General features: G+C 64.0%; 18 protein-coding genes and 1 pseudogene. 7 read left to right on the forward strand and 12 right to left on the reverse strand.

Annotated features, from left to right (window positions below; all coding sequences use genetic code 11):
- Nucleotides 1–256 precede the first annotated feature (256 nt).
- From VGN62_RS17095 to VGN62_RS17105, 3 genes are read left to right on the forward strand one after another with little or no spacing between them, the layout of a single operon-like run.
- Nucleotides 257–625, forward strand: coding sequence for a lasso peptide biosynthesis B2 protein (locus VGN62_RS17095; protein ID WP_327456106.1), 369 nt, complete (start codon nt 257–259; stop codon nt 623–625).
- A 29-nt stretch (nt 626–654) separates the two neighbouring features.
- Nucleotides 655–2,337 carry an asparagine synthetase B family protein gene (locus VGN62_RS17100; RefSeq protein WP_167541739.1) on the forward strand — a complete coding sequence of 561 codons (1,683 nt, stop codon included), beginning with the start codon at nt 655–657 and terminating at the stop codon, nt 2,335–2,337.
- 2 nt (nt 2,338–2,339) lie between these two features.
- Nucleotides 2,340–2,540 (forward strand): hypothetical protein, encoded by a 201-nt coding sequence (locus VGN62_RS17105; protein ID WP_058800238.1) that lies wholly within the window; start codon nt 2,340–2,342, stop codon nt 2,538–2,540.
- 7 nt (nt 2,541–2,547) lie between these two features.
- On the opposite strand, the gene VGN62_RS17110 is transcribed toward VGN62_RS17105, so the two are convergent.
- The 12 genes and pseudogenes from VGN62_RS17110 to VGN62_RS17165 all read right to left on the reverse strand — a co-directional run bounded on the left by VGN62_RS17110 (nt 2,548) and on the right by VGN62_RS17165 (nt 14,155).
- Nucleotides 2,548–4,728 carry a prolyl oligopeptidase family serine peptidase gene (locus VGN62_RS17110; protein ID WP_058455983.1) on the reverse strand — a complete coding sequence of 727 codons (2,181 nt, stop codon included), beginning with the start codon at nt 4,726–4,728 and terminating at the stop codon, nt 2,548–2,550.
- Between the two features lie 11 nt (nt 4,729–4,739).
- Nucleotides 4,740–7,271: a TonB-dependent receptor gene (locus tag VGN62_RS17115; RefSeq protein ID WP_058455984.1), complete on the reverse strand. Its 2,532-nt coding sequence runs from the start codon at nt 7,269–7,271 to the stop codon at nt 4,740–4,742.
- 99 nt (nt 7,272–7,370) lie between these two features.
- Nucleotides 7,371–8,360 carry a FecR family protein gene (locus VGN62_RS17120; protein WP_058455985.1) on the reverse strand — a complete coding sequence of 330 codons (990 nt, stop codon included), beginning with the start codon at nt 8,358–8,360 and terminating at the stop codon, nt 7,371–7,373.
- Nucleotides 8,357–8,830 carry an RNA polymerase sigma factor gene (locus VGN62_RS17125; protein WP_082657702.1) on the reverse strand — a complete coding sequence of 158 codons (474 nt, stop codon included), beginning with the start codon at nt 8,828–8,830 and terminating at the stop codon, nt 8,357–8,359. Before VGN62_RS17125 ends, VGN62_RS17120 begins: the two co-directional genes overlap by 4 nt.
- Nucleotides 8,831–9,219: 389 nt before the next feature.
- Nucleotides 9,220–9,831: a GntR family transcriptional regulator gene (locus VGN62_RS17130; protein WP_327456120.1), complete on the reverse strand. Its 612-nt coding sequence runs from the start codon at nt 9,829–9,831 to the stop codon at nt 9,220–9,222.
- A pseudogene (locus VGN62_RS17135) lies at nt 9,828–10,706 on the reverse strand (phytanoyl-CoA dioxygenase family protein). The gene VGN62_RS17130 and the pseudogene VGN62_RS17135 overlap by 4 nt, the downstream one beginning before the upstream one ends.
- Entirely contained in the window at nt 10,703–11,329 is a 627-nt protein-coding gene (locus VGN62_RS17140) for an acyl-homoserine-lactone synthase (protein WP_058455988.1), read from the reverse strand. The pseudogene VGN62_RS17135 and the gene VGN62_RS17140 overlap by 4 nt, the downstream one beginning before the upstream one ends.
- Nucleotides 11,330–11,426: 97 nt before the next feature.
- Nucleotides 11,427–12,188 carry a LuxR family transcriptional regulator gene (locus VGN62_RS17145; protein ID WP_058455989.1) on the reverse strand — a complete coding sequence of 254 codons (762 nt, stop codon included), beginning with the start codon at nt 12,186–12,188 and terminating at the stop codon, nt 11,427–11,429.
- Nucleotides 12,189–12,442: 254 nt separating this feature from the next.
- Entirely contained in the window at nt 12,443–13,093 is a 651-nt protein-coding gene (locus tag VGN62_RS17150; RefSeq protein WP_058455990.1) for an SOS response-associated peptidase, read from the reverse strand.
- Between the two features lie 12 nt (nt 13,094–13,105).
- Nucleotides 13,106–13,618 carry a DUF159 family protein gene (locus tag VGN62_RS17155; protein ID WP_058455991.1) on the reverse strand — a complete coding sequence of 171 codons (513 nt, stop codon included), beginning with the start codon at nt 13,616–13,618 and terminating at the stop codon, nt 13,106–13,108.
- 17 nt (nt 13,619–13,635) lie between these two features.
- Nucleotides 13,636–13,965: a hypothetical protein gene (locus tag VGN62_RS17160; protein ID WP_058455992.1), complete on the reverse strand. Its 330-nt coding sequence runs from the start codon at nt 13,963–13,965 to the stop codon at nt 13,636–13,638.
- A gap of 1 nt (nt 13,966) precedes the next feature.
- Entirely contained in the window at nt 13,967–14,155 is a 189-nt protein-coding gene (locus VGN62_RS17165) for a DUF6771 family protein (protein ID WP_058456044.1), read from the reverse strand.
- 238 nt (nt 14,156–14,393) lie between these two features.
- On the opposite strand from VGN62_RS17165, the gene VGN62_RS17170 reads away from it, so the two are divergent.
- The 4 genes from VGN62_RS17170 to VGN62_RS17185 all read left to right on the forward strand — a co-directional run bounded on the left by VGN62_RS17170 (nt 14,394) and on the right by VGN62_RS17185 (nt 19,777).
- Entirely contained in the window at nt 14,394–14,795 is a 402-nt protein-coding gene (locus tag VGN62_RS17170; protein WP_058455993.1) for a DUF2958 domain-containing protein, read from the forward strand.
- A gap of 123 nt (nt 14,796–14,918) precedes the next feature.
- Nucleotides 14,919–17,006 (forward strand): ParB/RepB/Spo0J family partition protein, encoded by a 2,088-nt coding sequence (locus VGN62_RS17175; RefSeq protein ID WP_327456126.1) that lies wholly within the window; start codon nt 14,919–14,921, stop codon nt 17,004–17,006.
- A 206-nt stretch (nt 17,007–17,212) separates the two neighbouring features.
- Complete coding sequence (locus tag VGN62_RS17180; protein ID WP_058455995.1) at nt 17,213–18,811, forward strand: hypothetical protein; 1,599 nt, start codon at nt 17,213–17,215, stop codon at nt 18,809–18,811.
- A 3-nt stretch (nt 18,812–18,814) separates the two neighbouring features.
- A complete protein-coding gene (locus tag VGN62_RS17185; RefSeq protein ID WP_058455996.1) occupies nt 18,815–19,777 on the forward strand; it encodes a M28 family peptidase in 963 nt (320 codons plus the stop codon).
- Nucleotides 19,778–19,946: the final 169 nt, after the last annotated feature.

Raw genomic sequence — 19,946 nt, forward strand, 5'->3', positions numbered from 1 at the left:
CGCTGCGCGCGCCTCCGGTCGGGCTACGCCCGCCCTCCGCCGCACGCAGCGCAAGGCCATCTTCAACAAACCAACATCATATCCGAAAAGGGGTCCCTCTTCGACGCCGATCGGGGGTCCCTTTTGAACGCCGTTTGACAACCATTTACGTAGTCTCGGCCTTCTCGCTGACGATACAGACCGAAATCCTAGGCTTGCTATACCCCCGCCGGTGGCCGCGCGCAGTCTCGTTGATGAGCCGTCGGCTAAGGCTTCGATGGCGGCGACAATATCCTGTATCTGGGAGCAGCGGAGAGCCCGCCGCGATCTTCAAAACAATTCTCTTAGCGATATTGTAACCGGCCTAGGACGCAGGTCTGATCGACTGGCGCCATCCGGTGCGGACGATTGCCGCGATATTACCGCCGCATTCGTGCGCGCCAAGCGCTATATGTCATCAGATGACCGATGCCTGGTGCGCGGCATTGCCATGACACGGATGCTTGCGCGCCGCGGCGTGGCAGCCTCGCTGGTGTTTGGCGTCACCATGCCCTTCGCCGCCCATAGCTGGGTTCAGGTCGGTGATACCGTGCTGACCGACTCCTTGGACGTTGTTCTCCACTATCGACCGATCTTTGCCGTTTGATGGCCGGCGGGTTTCGAATTGAGGTCGAGATGTCGACCAACCGTCCGGCTCCGGAGCAACAGGGCCCGCCGACTTTCGAAATCTCTGGCGTGAGGATATGGACCGCCGAACCGGCGATCGCGATACCTCCACGGACCGTCATTATCGGTCATCTCTTTACGAGAGGCCCACCCAGCCGCCGGGTCGAGGCCTTTGAAGTCGGCGAGGGCGATGGTCTTGCGGCCAATGATGCGCAACGGCTGCTGAGACAATACTGGGGCGGTTACGTCATGGTCCATGCCGACCCAGCGGGTGCGGTACGGATATTTCGCGATCCATCGGGACTTCTTCCTTGCTATGTCCGCCGCGATCGCGGCCGCGTGACGCTTGCAGGATCGATTACTGACCTCGCGAACCCCGCCCCTGGTTCGGCAAATCTCGATGAGATCGCTCGCATCCTGGCGGGTGGCGATCTTCGAGGGCGACGGACATGTGTATCGGACGTTGAAGAACTGATCGCCGGCGAATGCCTGGTCATCGACCAGGATGATTTGCGGACCGAGCAATATTGGTCGCCTTGGGATCATGTCGCCCGTTCCGGCGCTGGCGCCGACGAAGTGACTGACGAATTGAGGCGCACGATAGCGGACTGCGTCGGAGCATGGGCTACCTGCTTCCCCTCAATCATGGTCGGCGTGTCGGGCGGGCTCGACTCCTCCATCGTTGCGGCGTCGGCAGCGACTATGGCCAAAAGTCTGACCTGTCTGAATCTGGTGAGCCCCGATTTCGATGGAGACGAGCGCCGGTACGCCCGGGCGCTTGCAGAGTCGATCGGCACCCTGCTGATCGAGGAGTATCGCGAGCTGCAAGATATCGACGTCACCGTCTCGGCAGCGCCACATCATCCTTGGCCTGTTGCTCCGCTCTACAAGCAGACCAATGAGGTAATCCATCGTCGCTTGCTCAGCGAACTACCCGTTGATGCCTTTTTTTCCGGCAATGGCGGCGACGGCATCCTTTGTGGCGTACGAAGCGCCGTGCCCTTCATCGATCGGCTTCTGGCCGAAGGTCCGCGACCATCCCTGGCTTCCACCCTGTATGATCTTACCCTGCTGACCGGAGCGGACGCCAAGACCGTGCTGAAGCACGGCTGGCAGCGCTATCGACGCAATCGTGGGCGTCATCGCCCTCTCATCAATCTTGCGGGTCTGGGAAAAGAGATTGGGCGAACGATCAGGGCGGAGGGCGCCTCCCACCCCTGGCTCGATGCGCCCGACGATATTCTTCCGGGGAAAACTGTCCACGCGGCCTATCTGATGCGAGCGCAGAAGGGCGTCGAACTCTATCCGCGCGCAACGATGCCTCCCCATATTGCCCCGCTGATGTCGCAGCCGATCGTCGAGGCCTGTCTCGCTATACCGACATGGGAGTGGATCGCCGGCGGTGAGAACAGAGCCGTGGCCCGAAAGGCATTCGAAGGATATTTGCCCGAGATGATTACCGCGCGGAGGCAAAAGGGCGGACCCGGGGACTTCCACCTGTCAATCTATCGGACTCACCGTGCTGCGCTGCACGATCGCCTGCGCGGCGGGATACTTGCGGCGTCGGGCGTGCTGGATCTCGGACTACTCGACGTGCCCGAAGATCCGACATGGCGCGGTGCCGAGCGCATCGACAGGATTCTGACCTTCGTCGCCGCTGAAAATTGGGCCCGATATTGGGCGGGAAGTTGAATATGCCGAAGGAGACTGTGATGCGCCCTCATTCCGAATTGCCAATTGGAGGAACAGAAATGGAAGGCAGAGACTGCGAGTTGGAGCTTGTGGAACTTGGCGCGATCAGAGATCAGACACGCGGCATTGACCCGCTCGGTGCGGTCGAGGAAGACACCGGGGAGCGCTACATATTCTTTGCAGGAATTGCCGAGACCGATTGAACATGGGTCATGGCTCGGCGGGGCATCGAGCTTGGCGGTTCTGCTTCAATCGATCCCAGTTCGCCATCTGATCGGGGAAAGGCGCGTCGGCATCGCGTTGGCCGAGCAGCCAATAGTCGAACCAGGCGATATTCTCGCGCATCGCGCGCAGTCGGTTGGACGTCAGATAGAAGACATGCGTCTCGTCCGACGCTGCCGTTGCTCCGGGATAATAGCTGATCTGGGTTGCGACGCCCGCCGCACGCAAGGCCTCGAACAGTTCGATCTGTGACGGCGATGCCGAAGCCACTTGCTGCAGCACTGCCGCACAGACCTTGCCGGCATTCAGCGACGGTGCAAAGCGGCGCCAGCGTTCGATGTTTTCCCCGAGCGGCGCACCCCCATAAACCGCATCATAGCTCGATCGCCCGGTTGCATAGCCGGCAGGCTCCAGAAAGCCGCCGTCCCCGCTCGACGCCGCTCGAAACATGTTGGAGTTCGTGACGGTGACGTTGACCATTTGGGAGCCGCGACTGTAGCCGGCTATTCCGACGCGGGCCGGATCGATCAGCCCCTCAGCGGCAAGTTCCGTCACGGCATCCTCGAAGCTGTGCACGCCGGTCAGCCAGAGTTTTTGTTGAACCGTTTCAGGATCGGGGGGACCTTTACCGCGTAGCCAGGCGTGCATGGCGTCCATCAAATCCTTCGACTGGCCGGGTGAGGGGTCGTTCAGGAGAAGAACCACATAACCGCGTTCAGCAAGCAGCTGGACTGGATAGTTCCACTGGTTTGCGGGCTCGGCAAAGCGGTCGTCTGCATCGGTGCCGTGGGTCACGACCACCGCTGGGTGTCGGTCGCCGGCGCGGTGGCCGCGCGGGAGCAAGACATAGCCGCTCGACCAATAGCCATCGCGATTGACAAAGGTGCGTGCGATGGCCTGAAGAGGTTCGATCTCCTCATGTCTTGGTGAGATGGGACCAAGGTCCGCGATCTTATCTGTGTAAAGGCTCACACGAACGAGGCGCGGCGGCCGGGACATGCCTTCCTCGACGCATATGGCAGCCCGGAGCATGCCGTCGAAGCCGCATCGCGTCAGGCTCGCGTCCCCGCGGAGTTCACGCACCCCTCTTTTGTCGATGAGCGCGAGACCATAGCGCGCATCGCCGAGCCCCCTGGTCCCGATCACCACCCGTCTACCGTCGCGGCTGCTTTTCCAGCCGACAGAACGCGAATCGCCGATGTCGAATGCGACACGACCATAGCTGTGCGAACGGCCTTCCGCCGAAGTCTCGAGCAACTCCCGATCTCTGCCCACACCGCTTGTCGAAAGCTGCCCACCGCGCGGGCCGCCGAGAATCGACATGCTGAGCAAGTCGCGTTGCTTCGCGAGCGTGCGCACCGTCTTGTTCACGCGGTTCCACGCCAGGAACTCGAAGGCACCACCCAAAGTGCCGTCGCTCGTCTCAATCCGAAACTGGATCTCGTCGCCTCGCCACAGAATGCGACCCCCACCGCGGGTGGCGACGCGATCGGTCGACGGCCGCGTCATGATCTTCGTCGTGTTTCCTTCAGGTCCCCGCAGGAAATAGTCGACCTCGACGTCGATCGTCGAGCGTCGCCGGCCAAGTAGCGCAGTAACTTCCCGATCGAACCGGACGCGAGGTCCGTCGGTCTTGGCCCTGAGCTGTGAATACCAAAGCCATTTGCCATCGGGTGACCAGTCATAGTCGAGGATACCGATATGCGAGGGGCGTATGCCGCCGCCGAGCGGGAAAGACATGTCGGCCTTTCCCACCGGCACGGGGTTGGGGTTCACGATCAGTGGCAGCAGCTTGCCCTCGGTGTCGATCCGGTAGAGTTGCTGGCCTTCGCCAAGGTCTACCAAAGCGCTCCAGTCTTGTGTCCCGGGGACGGATCGCAGCGACTTGATGGTATCGACCGTCAGCAATTCCTTCGTCCGACCAGTTTCGACGTCCACGATGCGAATATGCGATCTCGGCTTTCCGGCATCGAGGTCGGCAATCTCGGCAGCGTAAATCGCGAGGCGGCCATTGTCCGACAGCGCGATTTCATTCACTTCGGGAACTGTGAGGATATCCTCGAGCGTCCAGGGCCTGCCCTTGCTCTCCCCTGCCTGCGCGGCAGGGGAGAGCGCCGCGGCGGCAAGGAGCGCCACGGCCGGGAGGCCGGATCGGAGTGCGATTTTCATATCGGCGCTCCTCACCAGTCGCGGCTGATCGTGACGCCGAGGAAACGCCCGACAGCCGAATAGTTGGTTGAATCGAAAGGCGTGTCGCTAGCGGATGCGACTGCCGTCATATCCGGCTTGGCATTGAGGATATTGAGCGCATTGACCGATATCTCGGCGAGGCGTCCCAGCTTCGCGCGTGCGGAAAGATCGAGCGTCGTGACGGGCGAGACACTCACCGGAACGGCGCGCCGCCGATCGGTTACGCCGCCCGTGAAATTGGCGAAGGCGGCCAGTGTGAAGCGCTCGCCGCCGAAGGTCGCGCCGCCACGGGCGCGAAAGTGCGGCGAATTGAATATCGTGCCCGCCAGATCGATGTTCGGAAGACCGGGCAGCAAGCGCTGCCGGCTGTCGAGCCAGGTGGCGTTGGCGGTAAGCGTCAGCGTCTGCTTGCCAATCGGAGCCCGGTAGCGGATCGCCAGATCGGCGCCTTCATAGCGCTGCGCGGCGATATTCCGGTCGCGACCGTCGATGATCGCAATCACCGTGGCGGGATTATAGGGCCCGCTCGTTCCATTGCCGAGCGGATCGGCGGCGCCGGCGATTGCCTCGGCCTGCGACGCGGCCGACGGGTTGAAGGTAATAAAATCAGCGTAGAGCGGATTGGTCAGCGTTCCGAGCGGTGAGCCGAAGGGTGGCGCAACCCTGTCGCGATAATCGATCCGGAACAGGCTGGTGACGATCTGGAGTCGCGGCGACGGCCGAAATGTCGCGCTTAAGGTGATATTCTCGGACCGCTCGGGACCGACGTCGGGATTCCGGCCGCCGATGTAGATGTAGGTCGAACCCGCTGGGAACATTGTACCGTAGCCAGTGACGGGCAGCAGCACCGGCGTGTAGCCGCTGAATTGCTGGTTGAGCGTCGGCATCTTGAACGACCGGCCCCATGATAAACCAATGCTTAGTTCTTCGGCCGGCGCATAAACGAAGCCCAGCTTGGGAACCACGATGCTCCCGGCATCGGAGTAATCTTCGAAGCGAAGCGCCGCAGTGATCGACGCGCGGTGGGCAAAGGAGAGGTCTTGAGCAGGACTTGCCAACGGCAGGAAGAACTCCCCATAGGCATAGAGATTGTCGCGGCGTCCGGCGAAACCACGGCCGTTGACCTCCGCGACGAGCCGGTTGCGACGCCAGCCGCCGCCGGCGGCGAGCCGCACATCGCCGGCGGGTAGCGCGAAGATCGCGCCCTCCACACCGGCTTCGACGCTGACACTGCGATTGTTGAATATGCGAATGGGGCGCGTCGCCACCCCGTTGGTGAAATTCTGCGTCTCGCCATAGGTGTTATCGCTGCCGTAGAAGGCGGAGATGCGCGCGGTCCAACTGCCACCGATCTCGGCCTCGAGCGTCGGGGCGATTCCGAAGGTTTCGAACTCATTGGTGACAATCGTACCGCGCGTCGTGATCGGACGGTCCACGATAAGACCGCGCACCGAAGTCATATCGCCGCGCTTGTAGATCGCGTCGGTCTTCAACTGTACGCCGGCAACCACCTGCTGATGAGCGCTCAGCAGAAAACTATGCCGCTTGAGCTCCGGGTAGAGTGTCGAGGCGGGGTTGCTGCTCGCTGCATAGCTGCGATTGCGCGCAAGGATCGCGCTATTCTCGAAATAGTCATAGGCCGCAAGGAAGCCGCCACCGGACCATTTTGCGCCCCCGAGCAGCCCATATTGCTGCTGAAAATTGCCCCCGTCGGTCGATCCGCCGAGCCGGGCACTCGTCGTGATTCCTTCATAATCCTTGCGCAGCAGGATATTGACCACGCCCGCCACCGCGTCGGCGCCGTAGATCGCCGACGCGCCGTCGGTGACGATCTCGATCCGTTCGACCGCCGCTGCCGGAATCGCACTCACGTCGATGGCGCTTTGCGTGCCGCTGTAGGCAAAGCGATTGCCATTGAGCAGCGTCAGCGTTGCACTCGGCCCTATCCCCCTGAGGTTGAAGGTCGAGGCCCCATTGACGTTTCCATTCTCGTTCGCGACGCCCTGACCCGACCCGATCCCGGGATTCTGCCCGCCGCCGAAATTCTGGGGCAGGCTTCGCGCCACCTCGCCGAGGTCGGCATGACCCGCGTTGCGAATATCCTCGGCACTGATGTCGATAACCGGCGCGGCGGCAGGAGCGCCCGCGATGCGCGACCCGGTGACGATGATGACTTCGGGCTCGCCCGCGGGGATGGCCGGAACGGCGGCGTCGCTCAGGATAATGACCGACCGGCTCTCGAAACGCGCCGTGAGGCCGCTGCCGGCGAGAAGCGCCTCGATGGCTTCGCGCGGCGTGAGCTGACCCCGCACGGCGGGCGCCCTCTTCCCTTCGATGTCCTGCGCGCTGACATAGAGCTCGATATCGGCGAGCGCGGCGGCACGGCGCAGTGCATCGCCCAGATCCTGCGCCGGAATATCATAGGATTGGCGCGGCGCCTGCATGGCCTGCGCGCCTTCGGGCGAAAGCAAGGCTGCAGCGCCGACGAGCAGCGCGGCCAGCGAACGGGATTTAATCGACATTTTCACTCCCCCAATATTCTCGGCCGTGCATCAGGCAGACGGCCAGTGGGGGTGCGTTGACGGGAAGATAGGAGCGACCTTAGTCGCTCGGTGAAAAAATTATCGACGGCGGAGGTGGATGGCGTCAGACCTCCGTTCGACGGCGAGGCCGAACAATATGGCGATCCGTTCGGCAAATGCCTCGGTCTGGCTGATATGGAAGCGACCCGACACTTCGCGTGCGGCTATGTCGGTGTCGTCGATCACGATCCTCACCGCGGCGTAGCGATTGGCTTCGGCGACGAGCGCGCCGAGTTTGATCGATCGATACTCTGCCCACCCTTCGGTCCAGTCTGGCTGAATGACGGCCGCCGGCGCCGCGACAGGCTCCAACCGGCTACCGGGCCCATAGGCGAGGGCGCTTCCTGCCTTGAGGGGCATGGTCTGCTCGACGTCTGCATCGGCGCGCACCTCTGCTGCGCCGCGGCGCAGCGATGCGACCACTCTCCCCGATGCGGCGAGACTCAGATCGATTTCTGCATCATTTGCCGTCGCCCCTCCGTGCCCGGCCTCGATCCGGAGTGGGACATCGCCCGGCGCGACCGACAGTCGGACCCGGCCCCTCACGAGACGAACGCTTCGTTCGCCATGCGAAAAGGCCACGTCGAGCCGGCTGTCGGTGTCGAGCGTCGCGCGCGAACCATCGACGAGCCGGAAGGTGCGGATCTCGCCGCGCTGCGTCTCGAGCGGTTCGGCGGCAAAAGCCGTCGCGCCGCCGCCTGGCTGGCCGGGAAAGGGGGCGCCCGCAGCCCCGATCGCGATGATCAGGAGCGCGAGCGCGGTGGCGGCCGCTCCCCATGTGAACCAGCCGCGCATTCGACCACGGCGCGCCTCGGCATGCGTCGTTCCGTGGCGCTGTGAAGTCTTGAGGATCGCAAGCGCAGCCATCCGCTTTTCGGCGCGCCGATAGGCTTCGCGATGCTCGGTTGAGGCCTGCAACCACGCGTCGAACTCGTCGCGCAGCGCCTCCGCATCCTCGCCGCGCATCTTGACGAGCCACGCGCGCGCGACCTCGTCGGCCGGATAATCGTCGTCGACGGCCTTGGTCATTTCCCGCTGTCCACCACCTTCGCGATCTGACCGAGCGCCTTCATCATATGATATTCCACCGTCGCAATGCTGATGCCGAGCTGTTCATGTATCTCGCGATAGGAAAGTTCGTCCACCCGGTGCATCAGAAAGACGCGGCGCGTCTTGAGCGGCATTGCGTCAACGGCCTTCTCGTAAAGCTCCAGAAGGTCCGCCGCTTCGAGGTTCCATTCCTGCGTGGCCGGGGTCACGGCATCGCTCTCTTCGCGCAGCGAAAATAGAGCGATCGGCGCAGACTTGCGGCGTCGCGCCCGGTCGATCAGCAGATTCTGAGCAATACGGCGAAGAAAGCCGCCCGGGTTGACGAGGTGATGCCGTTGCTCGCTTCCCGCTGCCCGCGCGAAGACTTCTTGAACCAGGTCGGGTGCTTCCTCGGGGCCCGCCTTGCGGCGCAGGAAATGAAAGAGCGACGAGCGGTGCGCGCGATACATTGTCTCCAGATCCTGTCCGGTGACGGGCCGATGTTCGACCGGTGCCGGGCGATCGTCGGGATGCACATGACAGGCCGACGACACCGAAAAGGGGTGACGCAGCGGAGCGTCGTCGCAGCAGGTACAGGAAGACACAGCAATTGTTCCGAGGGCACGAGCAGAGCCATCCCGCCGTAGCCGGATGCCCGTCTCCCAGTGCTGTGCCGCCGTTCGGTCGCTTGTGCGATCCAGGGTCCGGTTCGGCCGCCGGTCCGGTCAAGGACTGGCGCATATAATGCCTGGCGAAATAGTCCGCGCGAAAGCTGCCAGCAATGCTCCAGCGCACCCGAATCATGTCAATTGCGGGCGGCTGTGACAAGCAAAAGCGTCGATCAGGCGATTGTACGTCCTCAGGACTGGCGGCCAGGGTGCGCAGCGAGCGTGCGTGCATAGGAAGTGGCCTCGCGCGCGCGCCGCTCATGATAGCCAAGCAGGAGGCTCCGCATCTCGGTCTGCAGCGCGGCATCGACAATGGCGGCCTCGAGCAATTTATATTCCGCCTCGACATCGCCAAGGATCGCGGCGTCGAAATGCCGCGAGAACTGGAGCCGGTCACCGATTGCGGCGATGCTCGCGACGATCTCGGAATTGGATGATCGATCCGCGACCGCGAGGAACAGGTCCGCGATGCGTTCGGGATAAGGCTGATCGGCGCTCACCGGCGTAGCCAGCCGATTTGGCGCTGTTGCGAGCGCGGCGAGCTGCAGGATCAGATGCAGCTCGAGCAGGTCGCGAAACTCGGTCTCGGTGAGGCGGTGGACATGGAAGCCTTCGCCTGGCGTGAAGTCGACCATGCGCTCGCCGTTGAGGCGATAGAGACTGTCGCGAACCGGGGTCATGCTGACCCCAAGGTCATCGGCGAGGCGCGCGGCTTCGATCCGGGCGCCGGTCGCCCATTCGCCCGTCATCAATCGGCGCTTGATCGCTTCATAGGTCGGCTCGAACACATGCGCGGGACTCATGCGCCTGCCCTTTCGGCGGCGGCGAAGGCGGAGACCGCCTCGGCCTGGTCGGGGCGCAGCGCGTCGATCGCGCCGAGATGCGCGGGCCTTTAGTCCGTCAGCAAGACCGAAGGGCATTGGCCTTCATAATTGCCGAGATTGGGGCGATGCTGCGCATAGCCCGCGAGCGCCGCCAGCTCGGGCGGAAAATGTCGCGCCACCTCGGGCGGATAGGCGAGCCACAGATTCTCATAGGGCTTGAGCCAGCCAAGGCTGTAGCTGACCAGCACGCCGCGCCTGACCTCCTTGCTGAGGTTCGTGCCTGCGCCATGCGCGGTCGATCCGAGGAAACAGATCGCCGATCCCGGTTCGCATTCGGCGAAAACCGGCTGGCCTAGATCGGTCTTTGCCATTCCTGCCGCTCCATGACTGTTCGGGAAGATGCGCGTCGCGCCATTCTCCTTCTTGAACGGCGTGAGCGGCCAGAGGATATTGACCAGATATTCCTGGGTACCATCGGCGCCGCGCCACATATCCTGATCGCGGTGCGGAAACTGCCGCACTTCGCCCGGATGGATTTCGATCGCCTGGGTGAGGTTGAGCTGTATCCGGTCGCATCCCGATCCGAGAATCGTCTCGACCGCGGGCAGGATGATCGGGTTCATCACCAGCGCGGCCATATGCTGCGATCGCTTGAGCAGGCTGCCGAAGCGCTTCGTGCGGCGACCATAGAAATTGCCATCGCAGAAGGGCGTCGCGTCGAAGATCGGGTCGAGATCCTTCGCCAGAGCGTGGACGCGGGCGATCGCCTCGTTGCGGACGATGCAGTAGCCGGTGCGGCGCAATTCCTCGACCAGCATCGCGCTGACATCGGCTTCGGTGAGTTCCTTCTTCATAGCGCTGGCTCCCCGCCTTCCTCAAATTTGAGCATGAGCGGCGCATAGGTGCCCGTTCGTTTCAGGCCCGCGAGCGTGTCTTCGTCGATCGAAATGTTGAGCGCGACGATCCTGCATGCGTCATCTCGGTGGACGGGCCCCAGCGTGCGGCACGCCCAGCCGAATTTGCTGATACTATGGTACCAGCCCGCCTCGGCGATCCCGACATAATCGCTTATCCCGTTGTTCAGCGCATAGTCGGCAAGCGCGGTCACGAGCTGGTTGCGTGCGTCGCGGCGTTCGACGGGCGTTTGCGCCGGGTCGAGGCAGAAGCGGCTGATCTCCCACACTCCTTTGCTGGTCGGCGCGCCATCGGCGCAGAGATGCGGATAGATGTCGCCGAGAAGATGCGGCGCCGTAGTCGGCAGGAGCCGCGCCGAAGCGCGATGACGCAGATCGTCGGGGTCGAGCAGGATCAGATAGCGGGCGTCGGGCGTGTCGAACTGATCCAGTTCGAAACGGCCGTCGAGGACGGGCAAATCCCATTTGAGCTGGTCGATGAAGACCTGCTTTCGCGCGGCAAACATGCCGCGTAGCGCGGCATCCCCGGGCGCGCCCGGCGCCCGCGTCGATTGTGCGATCATGATGATTCCTTGGCTGTGGAGCCGGAATCAGACCATCGATCCTGCGCGGCGGCTATGCCCATTTCTGGGCAAGGATTTTGCGATTATGTGCGGCGCGCTAGTTTGGCCGCCACCAGTCGTAGATGTCCGAGAAGCCGATCAGTCCGTCGAACAGCGCGCACAGAATCAGCATCGAGCGGCAATGAACCGAATAGCGGTCGCGCGCCATCTTCAGGTGCCGGACCACCGTCTCTTCGCTGATCCCGAGAATGTCGGCGATCTCGCCGGCGGTCTTGCCGCGCGCCGACCAGAGCACGCATTCGCGTTGCCGCTCGGTGAGTGTGGGGCGTGGCCGTAGAGGAGAAGAGCCGATCAATTCGCGCGCCGAAGCGATGGCGATGGCGCCGAGGATTTCGGCGGCGTGGAGCATCTCTGCCGGAATGGCTGCATGGGGACCGACGGCGAAAGAGCAGGTCCCCGATGCCTCGCCGGGCAAATGGCGAGGAACCGTGAAGCCGTCGCCGACACCGCTCTCGCGCGCGACGCACAGCAATTGGCGGTCGCCGCGGCTCAGCGGAATATAGCGGTCGACATGGCGCCATTCGAAGCCGGTCAGCGACCGCTCGCTGGCGCGGCGGATCGGATCGGTACCGCTGAGGTCGAAGCCGACATAGACCTTGGCCCAGGCGTCGGGATAATTGTGCACGAGGATCGAGGCCGGATCGCCGGTTCCGCGCCGATCGAAGGCAAGCGCGAAATGGTCGAAGCCCATGCGGCCCGCTGCATTGGCCAATGCGGCGAAGAGCTGATCTTCCTTGTCTGCGCCTGAAATCTCCTGTGCGAGTTCCTCTGTCAGATGATAATGCTTCACATCGTTCATCGGCCGCCGGCGCGTTCCCGACCCGCTCGCCTGCGCTCCGCTCCAACTATCGCCGCGAACCTCTTCCATTTCGGCGCGGGCGAACGGGGGATTTCCGACGGGTCCTCACGCCCTGTCCAGCCGCTGTTCCCGCAGCCTGGCGCATGGCGATCGATCGGTGAGTAAGATGTAACAGCCTGATAATCCGGGTAAAGAGCTCGGAGCCGACAATTGGCCCCGCTTCTGGATCTATCGCCGCTCGGGAATGGGCCCTTTCAAAGCAGCGAGGGCGCATCCGCAGGCGGCGCCTTGCGGCTGAACCAGGGGACATCGGTGCGCTCGACGGCGAGGCGATCGGCAGGATATTTCGCGACCAACGCCATTGCCTCTTCGGCCGGTGCATGGAGCCATCTGTCATGGTCGTCCGGATGCAGGATGACCGGCATCCGATCATGAATATGGAACAGTTCCTCTGTCGCATCGACCATGACGCCCGTATAACAATCCCCCCATTCGTCGGTCGGCCGCCAGAGTCCCGCCCATGCGGCGAGCGGCTGGTCGGTGACGCTGATCCAGGTTCGCGTCATCTTGCCCTCCTCGCCTTCGGCTTCGGCAAAGGAGGTGAAGGGAATGAGGCAGCGGTTCGCCGGGTTCGTGAACCAGGGGCGCCAGAAGGACATCAGCTTGTCGTCGCGCGCATTGTTGACCGGCTTGGGTTTGCTCGTCGGTTTCATATGTTTGAGGCGCACCGGAAAGCCCCAGGTCATCGCCTGTACGATGCGCTCGCCGGCATCCTGCCGCACCACAAATCCCTGTCCGCCGGGATAGACGTCGCCGGTACCGGCATTGGTCGGTTTCGGACGGCGGGCCTTGAAGTGCGATGCGACCTCGTCGACCGACGATTTCAGCGTCACCAGATTGCACATGCGGCGGCTCCTTCAGGCCGCCCCGAGCAACGCGTCGAAATTCTGCTGGATCGGCGGCATGATGCTGAAGCTACCCTTGGGGAAGCGGCGCAGAATGTCCAGCGGCGGGCGCGTCCCCATCAGCCAGTCGAACCAGTCGTCCGGATCGATGACCGCGACGTGGCGATCCTTATAGGGTTCCAGATCGTCATAGGCCGGCACCGTGAGCGCGGCGAAGCTGTCGGGCCAGTCGCGCCCGCCCGGGCGCCACACCGCGGCAATGCAGAAGAAGGGTTCGTCGGAGATGAGGCTTGCCGCGTAGATCGTCTTGCCGCGCTTCACCAAACCGAACTCATTGGCCAGAAGCAGGCACGGGCGGTCGATGATCGCCGTCTCGGACTTGAGGAGCGGGATCTGGAAGATATCGGGGTCGCGCGACGGGAGGCCCCAGTGGAGTTCCTTCTCGCGTTCCTGGTTGCCGTCCCAAATCATCACGCGATGGGTCTTGCCGATACCGCCAAGGGCGTCGTCATTCTCAATTTCCATCGGAGAGTCTCCTGCTTCTAGGCCCGGAAGCGGCTGAGCGCCCGCTTCCATTCCCGCTCGTCGGGCATGGGCAGCCGAATATCGTCCTTGCTCGGTTTGACCAAGTCGAGGCGGATCGGCCGAATGCGTTTGCCGGTGCGGGCCTTGCACCGCGCGCACCAGAATTTGTCGCGCGCCTTCCAAAGATCGTCATCCCACATCTTGCGCTGGAATTTCCACCATAGACCATAGGGATCGAAGGTCGCGCTGTGCCCGCAGCGGCAGACCGGCTTGACCGCCTGATACCAGGCCGCGGCCTCGAAGAGGTGCGTCGCACGCCGCCCCCCGTTTTTCGTCCAGCCGCCCACGTCACAGGGAAAGCCCGAGCTGGTCGGAGTGGGCCGGCTCTTCGCCCGTCACGCTCTCGACGATCACCCGCGCCAGCTCGAACGCCGCTTCGACGCGGATATGGCTGGTGGGTGCAGTCAGGCCGACGCGCGCCCACCCGGGGGCGGCAAGCAAGGTTTCGGCGACTCGGGCGGTATCGATTCTGTCCATGCCCATATGAGAACATAGGAAGAACAACATGGCAAGCCCGCTGCATGCGCCGGGGCCTGTCCATGATCGCCGGTCCCGCGGCCGCAGGCGACCGCGGGCGAGAGCGAGGGTTGCGGCATCGCGTGACGGGCTGGGTGCGGCGAGAGAGGCTCGCCGCCGGTCCGCCGCGGAGAACCGAAATGAATCAATATGCAAAGCTTCGCTGCTTCTGCCGAGAATCCGGTGGGAGGATCGCGGCATGAAACTGCTCACCCCCGACATCACCGCCGCGCTTGCCGCCAATTGCGCCGCCCGGCGCGATGCGATCGCGCGTGGTGCGCGCGAGCCCGATCCCAAACCCGTGGTGCGCTTCTTCAGCCCTGTCGGTGCCGCCACCTGGCTCGCAACCGAAATCGATGCCGATGGCATCCTGTTCGGTCTTGCGGATCTGGGGTTCGGCTGTCCCGAACTCGGCAGTTTCTCGGCTGCCGAACTCGAAGCGGTGCGGCTGCCCTTCGGGCTCGGCATCGAGCGCGATCTGCACTTCGAAGCGCGCCATGCGCTGTCGGTTTATGCCGAGGCGGCGCGCGCCGCGGGCTCGATCATTCTCGGTGAGCAGCGCCTGCACGCGGCGGCGCGCCGGCTCTCGGGCCGCGGCTGAGGCTGAGGGCTTGTTCGGGGCTGCCGGTGGCGGCCCCGTTCGAGGAAGAGGGAAGCCGGGGCTTCATGACGGGTTTCAGGAGCCGGGAGAGTGTCTCGCGGCGGCCCGTCATGGAGAAGGCCCATGGCCAAATCGCTTCCGAAAATCACTCTCGCCCCGTCGCGCGACATTCCGCTCGACCGCTTGCGCCTGTCGCAGTCCAATGTGCGGCGCGTGAAGGCAGGCGTATCGATCGATACGCTGGCGGCGGACATCGCCCGCCGCGGATTGCTCCAGAGCCTCAACGTGCGGCCGCTGCTCGATGGGGAGGGTAAGGAAACGGGTCAGTTCGAAATTCCGGCCGGCGGCCGGCGCTTTCGCGCGCTCGAACTGCTGGCGAAACAGAAGAGGCTCGCGAAGGACGCGCCGATCCCCTGTGTGGTCGGCGGCGCGGCCAATGATGTGCTCGCCGAAGAAGACAGCCTCGCCGAAAACAGCTTTCGCGAGGCGCTGCATCCGCTCGACGAATTTCGTGCGATGCAGGCGATGGTCGACAAGGATGCCGGCATCGAGGAGATCGCCGCGCATTTCCGCACGACCCCCGCCGCCGTGCGCCAGCGCCTGAAACTCGCCGGCGTGTCGCCCAAACTGCACGCGCTTTACGCCGAAGAGGCGATGACGCTCGATCAGTTGATGGCCTTCACCATCGCCGAGGACCATGCGCGGCAGGAGGAAGTCTGGGATCAACTCGAGCACAGCTTCAACAAGTCGGCGACCTGGATCCGCCAGAAACTCACCGAGAACAGCGTTCGCGTGGGTGACAAAAGGGTCGGCTTCGTCGGTCTCGACAAGTATCTCGAAGCGGGCGGCGGCATCGCGCGCGACCTGTTCGAAGCCGATGGCGGCGGCTGGCTCACCGATCCCGCGCTTCTCGATCGGCTCGTCGACGCCAAGCTGAAAGCCGAAGCCGCGCGCATTCTCGCCGAGGGCTGGAAATGGGTGACGACCGCGATCGACCTGCCGTGGGACGCGACGCGGGGGTTTCGGGAGATCGACCGCGAAGAGGTCGCGATGACCGAGGCGGAAGCGGCGCGCGTCGCCGAGCTTGAAGCCGAAGGCGAGGAACTGGGCGCCGAATGGGCCGATGCGCATGACGTGCCGGACGAGGTGCATGCGCGGATCGAGGCGATCGATGCCGAACTCGGTGCGCTGGTCGACCGGCCGCTGATCTTCAAGCCGGAAGATATGGCGAGCGCGGGCGCGTTCGTTTCGATCGACCGCGATGGGTCGGTGCGCGTCGAGCGCGGCTTCGTGAGGCCCGAGGATCAGCCGCGTGAAGGGTTTGGCGAAGACGGCGCGTCCGAAGCGGGCGACGATGGCCGCTCTTCCGCGGACCGCAGCGACGACGGAGCCGCGAAGTCGGCGGATGATGCGGGCGGTGCGGAGGAACGGGGCGCGCTGCGGGCGCTTCCGGACCGTCTCGTCTCGGACCTCACGGCATGGCGCACGCTGGCGCTGCAGGACAGGGTTGCGCAGGACCCCGCGCTCGCCTTCGCCGCATTGCTCCACGTCCTTGTGCTCGGCTGCTTCTACAGCTTCAGCCGCGAGAGCTGCGTCCAGATCGCGGCGAACCGGGTCTCCTTTTCCAACGCTCCGACAGATTTGCGCGATTGCGCGCCCGCACAAGCGCTCGACGCGCGCGCGGCGGCATGGAAGGCACGGTTGCCGCAGTCGGACAAGGAGGTCTGGAGCTTTCTGCTCACCTTGGGTGGCGAGGAGCAGTCGCAGCTGTTGGCGCATTGCGCGTCGCTCTGCGTTAACGCCCAGGCCGAGGTCGTCCCCAAATATGACAATGGCCGTATCTCGGCGCACGGCGTCGAGCGCCGGATTGCCCACAGCCATGTCCTCGCGCTGGCCGCGGGGCTCGACGTGCATGGCGCCGGCTGGCGTCCGACTTCTGAAGGCTATTTCGGCAGCGTGACCAAGCCGCAGATCCTAGCCGATGTCGCCGAGGCGCGCGGCGACGAAGTTGCCCGGATGATCGGCCATCTCAAGAAAGCCGACATGGCCCGCGAGGCCGAGAGGCTGGTCGCAGAAACGACCTGGCTCCCGCTGCCGATGCGCACGCCGGGTCTGGACGACATCGATCCGGACAGCGGCGAAACGTCGGGGCCCGTCGATCCCGGCGAGAGCGATTCCGGCGACGCCGAACTGCCCGTCGCAGCCGAATGAGCCATCTGGCGGGGGATATTCCCCCGCCGGATATTCTTCTCGGCGCAGCGGCGATCGGGAACGTCACCTTTGACGGCTTGAGGCCGGCCACGGCCCGCAGCCCGGACGCTCACCCCGACCCTCGCTGACCCTGCGCCACCCCAACAGCAATGCAGCCCGTGCTCGCTCCTCTTTGCGGCCGCGCGCGGCTGCGCGGAGTCTCATCCATGGCACAGTTTCAAATCCTTTGCCCGCACTCGGAAGCCGACTGGCGGCCGGTCACGATCGAGTTTCTTTTCGCGCCTAATGGCGACCAGCAATATCTCTGGTCCTCCTTCGACGAAGCCGAAGCCGCGCGGAAGCAGCTTCTCCTCCGCGCGCCCGACGCGCAGCTTCGCATCGCGCTTGCCGGCGCCGACATCGGCGACGTCGACTGGCCGGTTCGCGAGAAGCTGCGCTTCGCCGACGGCACCTATGCGCCGACGCCCTGGCACGAGGAGCCCTGGTATCAGGAGAAGCACGACGAGCATTTCTGCCATGTCTCGACCGAGCAGGCGGGCAAGATCGCCTTCACCGAGAATGCCGCGAAGGGGCAGGTCGACCGCCAGCTTGTGATGTCGCCGGGGCGCTATCTTCATCGCTTCTTTTCGGCCCATCTCGACAACAATGCGATCGAAAGCTGGTGCGCCCGACTCTCGGTCCAGCTCGCGGAAGACGCGCTCAAGATCACGCAGGATGCCGACGAAATCGAGGAGGTCTATGTCGGCGGCCCCGGGAGCTGCATGTCGCACGGCGCGAGCGACTTCGAAAGCTACTGCCACCCGGTGCGTGTCTATGCCGGACCCGATACGGCGCTCGCCTATATCGGCGCCCGCGACGATGCCCGGGCGCGCAGCGTGGTGTGGCCCGAGCTCAAAATCTACACCAGCATCTATGGCGACGTATCGCGGCTCAAGCTGCTCCTCGAAAATGCGGGCTATGCCAAGGGCAGCCTCAACGGTGCGAGAATCCGGCGCCTCGTCGACGGCGGCAGCTTCGTCGTTCCCTATATCGATGCGGGCGATGACCTCGCCGACGACGGCGAATATCTCATCATCGGTCATGGTGAGATACCGTCCGAAAATACGAACGGTCTTGGTGATCGATGCTGGTATTGTCCGCGGTGCGACCGCGACGCGACGCCGCACGAGGAAGTGTATTTCGGCGACGGCTCGTCGGAAGAGTGGTGTTATAATTGCTTCACCGACCACACGATTTTCTGCGCTCACAACGAGCGCAGCTATAGCGATGCCGAAACCTTCATCAGCGTTTTCGCCGATGGCGACGAGCATGACGTGCTCGATGGTTATGTGGAGGCATTCGGCGCGGTCTATCTCGAAGATCGCGGCGAATGGTGGCTCGCGGCCTGCTGCCGGCAATGCGATGCTTCGGGCGACTGGTATCATGCCGCCGATCTCACCGAATATCATGGTGAATGGCTCAGCGCCGACTATCTGCCCGATCCTGTCGACGACGACGATCCGTCGCTCGCCAATGCCCATGTCCTCGCTCGCGACTGGTTCCTGTACGAAATGTCGGCGATCGCGATCGAGGTCGCCGAATGGCAGGCAGCCGGTGAGCGTGCCCGCGAAGAACGGCTGAGGCGCGAGCAAGAGGCGGCCGATCGCCTTCGCCTCGAAACGATGCAATCCCCGCCGCTCGAACCGTGCGCCTGCGGATGCGGCCACGGGCATTCTCTCGAAACGCCGGACTTGGCCGTTGGCCTCGCCCACGCCGCCGCAACGTCCGTGGCTGCGATGGCCATCGCTTGCCAGACAGGAGCCTGATCCATGACTTATGAGCTTGCAGGCCGCGCCGGCCTTCTCGAAATCCTGTCCTGGGCACGGCCCCATGACAGCGCGACCGAACGCGCCTTCTGCCGCGAATATCTCGATCCGGTTCCCGGCATGCGCGCCGACGGTTTCGGCAACCGGATGCTCTCGATCGGCGATCGTCCCCGCACCTTGTGGAGCTGCCATGTCGACACGGTCGCGGCCGTGGGCGGGCATCAGGCGGTGGGCGTCGACGAACATGGGATCGCGCAGCTGTGCGACGGCAAGGCGGGCATGTCGCTCGGCGCCGACGACGGCGCAGGGCTGTGGATCATGCTCGGCATGATCGCGGCCGCGCGCCCCGGCCTCTACCTCTTCCATCGCGGCGAGGAGCAGGGGTGCCTCGGCTCGCGCTGGATCGAGCGGCATACGCCTGAACTGCTCGCGGACATCGACGCGGCGATCGCCTTCGACCGTGCCGGGCTTGGCGATGTCATCACCCACCAAAGCTATGGGCGGACATGTTCCGATGCCTTCGCGACCAGCCTCGCGGCCGCGCTCAACCGTCAGAATATGGGGTTCCGCTACGCGCCCGACGACACGGGGGTTTACACCGACACCAACGAATATGCCGGCATCGTCCCCGAATGCACCAACCTGTCGGTTGGCTATCAACGACAGCATGGGCCGCGCGAGACGCTCGATGTCGTCCATTGCGAGCAATTGCTCGAAGCGATGCTCGAACTCGATGCGTCGCAGCTCGTGATCGAGCGCGATCCTTCCGTCCAGGAAGAGGTCGGCTGGTGGTTCGACCGCGGGCGCGGCCATGGCGATGATTTCGTCGAAGCGGTTGCCGATCATCCGGCGCTCGCGGCCTGGATGCTCGAGCAATGCGGCGTCAGCTACGATGATTTCCAGATGGCGCTCTGGGCCGAGGAAATGGACGATGACCAGGGTTATCGTCCGCTCATGCCGACCTGATGCGCGGCATCCGCCGAATAGCCTGCGGGCCGATACTGCCCGCCATGTTTGGATGGGCTTCGACGCCGCCTGTTCCGCGGCTCCCGCCGCCGACGGGCGGGCAGGTCATGCTTGATTCTGAAGTCCCGTTTGTGAGAAAATCACGCTCGACGCGCTGGCAGGGGCTGCC

The organism is Sphingopyxis sp. (genome assembly GCF_035998905.1).
Classification (GTDB): domain Bacteria; phylum Pseudomonadota; class Alphaproteobacteria; order Sphingomonadales; family Sphingomonadaceae; genus Sphingopyxis.

Bases quoted from the DNA above. Each gene is read 5' to 3' on its own strand.
- VGN62_RS17095 (WP_327456106.1), top strand. From the start codon at position 257: ATGGCGGCGACAATATCCTGTATCTGGGAGCAGCGGAGAGCCCGCCGC.
- VGN62_RS17100 (WP_167541739.1), top strand. From the start codon at position 655: ATGTCGACCAACCGTCCGGCTCCGGAGCAACAGGGCCCGCCGACTTTC.
- VGN62_RS17105 (WP_058800238.1), top strand. From the start codon at position 2,340: ATGCCGAAGGAGACTGTGATGCGCCCTCATTCCGAATTGCCAATTGGA.
- VGN62_RS17110 (WP_058455983.1), bottom strand. From the start codon at position 4,728: ATGAAAATCGCACTCCGATCCGGCCTCCCGGCCGTGGCGCTCCTTGCC.
- VGN62_RS17115 (WP_058455984.1), bottom strand. From the start codon at position 7,271: ATGTCGATTAAATCCCGTTCGCTGGCCGCGCTGCTCGTCGGCGCTGCA.
- VGN62_RS17120 (WP_058455985.1), bottom strand. From the start codon at position 8,360: ATGACCAAGGCCGTCGACGACGATTATCCGGCCGACGAGGTCGCGCGC.
- VGN62_RS17125 (WP_082657702.1), bottom strand. From the start codon at position 8,830: ATGTATCGCGCGCACCGCTCGTCGCTCTTTCATTTCCTGCGCCGCAAG.
- VGN62_RS17130 (WP_327456120.1), bottom strand. From the start codon at position 9,831: ATGAGTCCCGCGCATGTGTTCGAGCCGACCTATGAAGCGATCAAGCGC.
- VGN62_RS17140 (WP_058455988.1), bottom strand. From the start codon at position 11,329: ATGATCGCACAATCGACGCGGGCGCCGGGCGCGCCCGGGGATGCCGCG.
- VGN62_RS17145 (WP_058455989.1), bottom strand. From the start codon at position 12,188: ATGAACGATGTGAAGCATTATCATCTGACAGAGGAACTCGCACAGGAG.
- VGN62_RS17150 (WP_058455990.1), bottom strand. From the start codon at position 13,093: ATGTGCAATCTGGTGACGCTGAAATCGTCGGTCGACGAGGTCGCATCG.
- VGN62_RS17155 (WP_058455991.1), bottom strand. From the start codon at position 13,618: ATGGAAATTGAGAATGACGACGCCCTTGGCGGTATCGGCAAGACCCAT.
- VGN62_RS17165 (WP_058456044.1), bottom strand. From the start codon at position 14,155: ATGGACAGAATCGATACCGCCCGAGTCGCCGAAACCTTGCTTGCCGCC.
- VGN62_RS17170 (WP_058455993.1), top strand. From the start codon at position 14,394: ATGAAACTGCTCACCCCCGACATCACCGCCGCGCTTGCCGCCAATTGC.
- VGN62_RS17175 (WP_327456126.1), top strand. From the start codon at position 14,919: ATGGCCAAATCGCTTCCGAAAATCACTCTCGCCCCGTCGCGCGACATT.
- VGN62_RS17180 (WP_058455995.1), top strand. From the start codon at position 17,213: ATGGCACAGTTTCAAATCCTTTGCCCGCACTCGGAAGCCGACTGGCGG.
- VGN62_RS17185 (WP_058455996.1), top strand. From the start codon at position 18,815: ATGACTTATGAGCTTGCAGGCCGCGCCGGCCTTCTCGAAATCCTGTCC.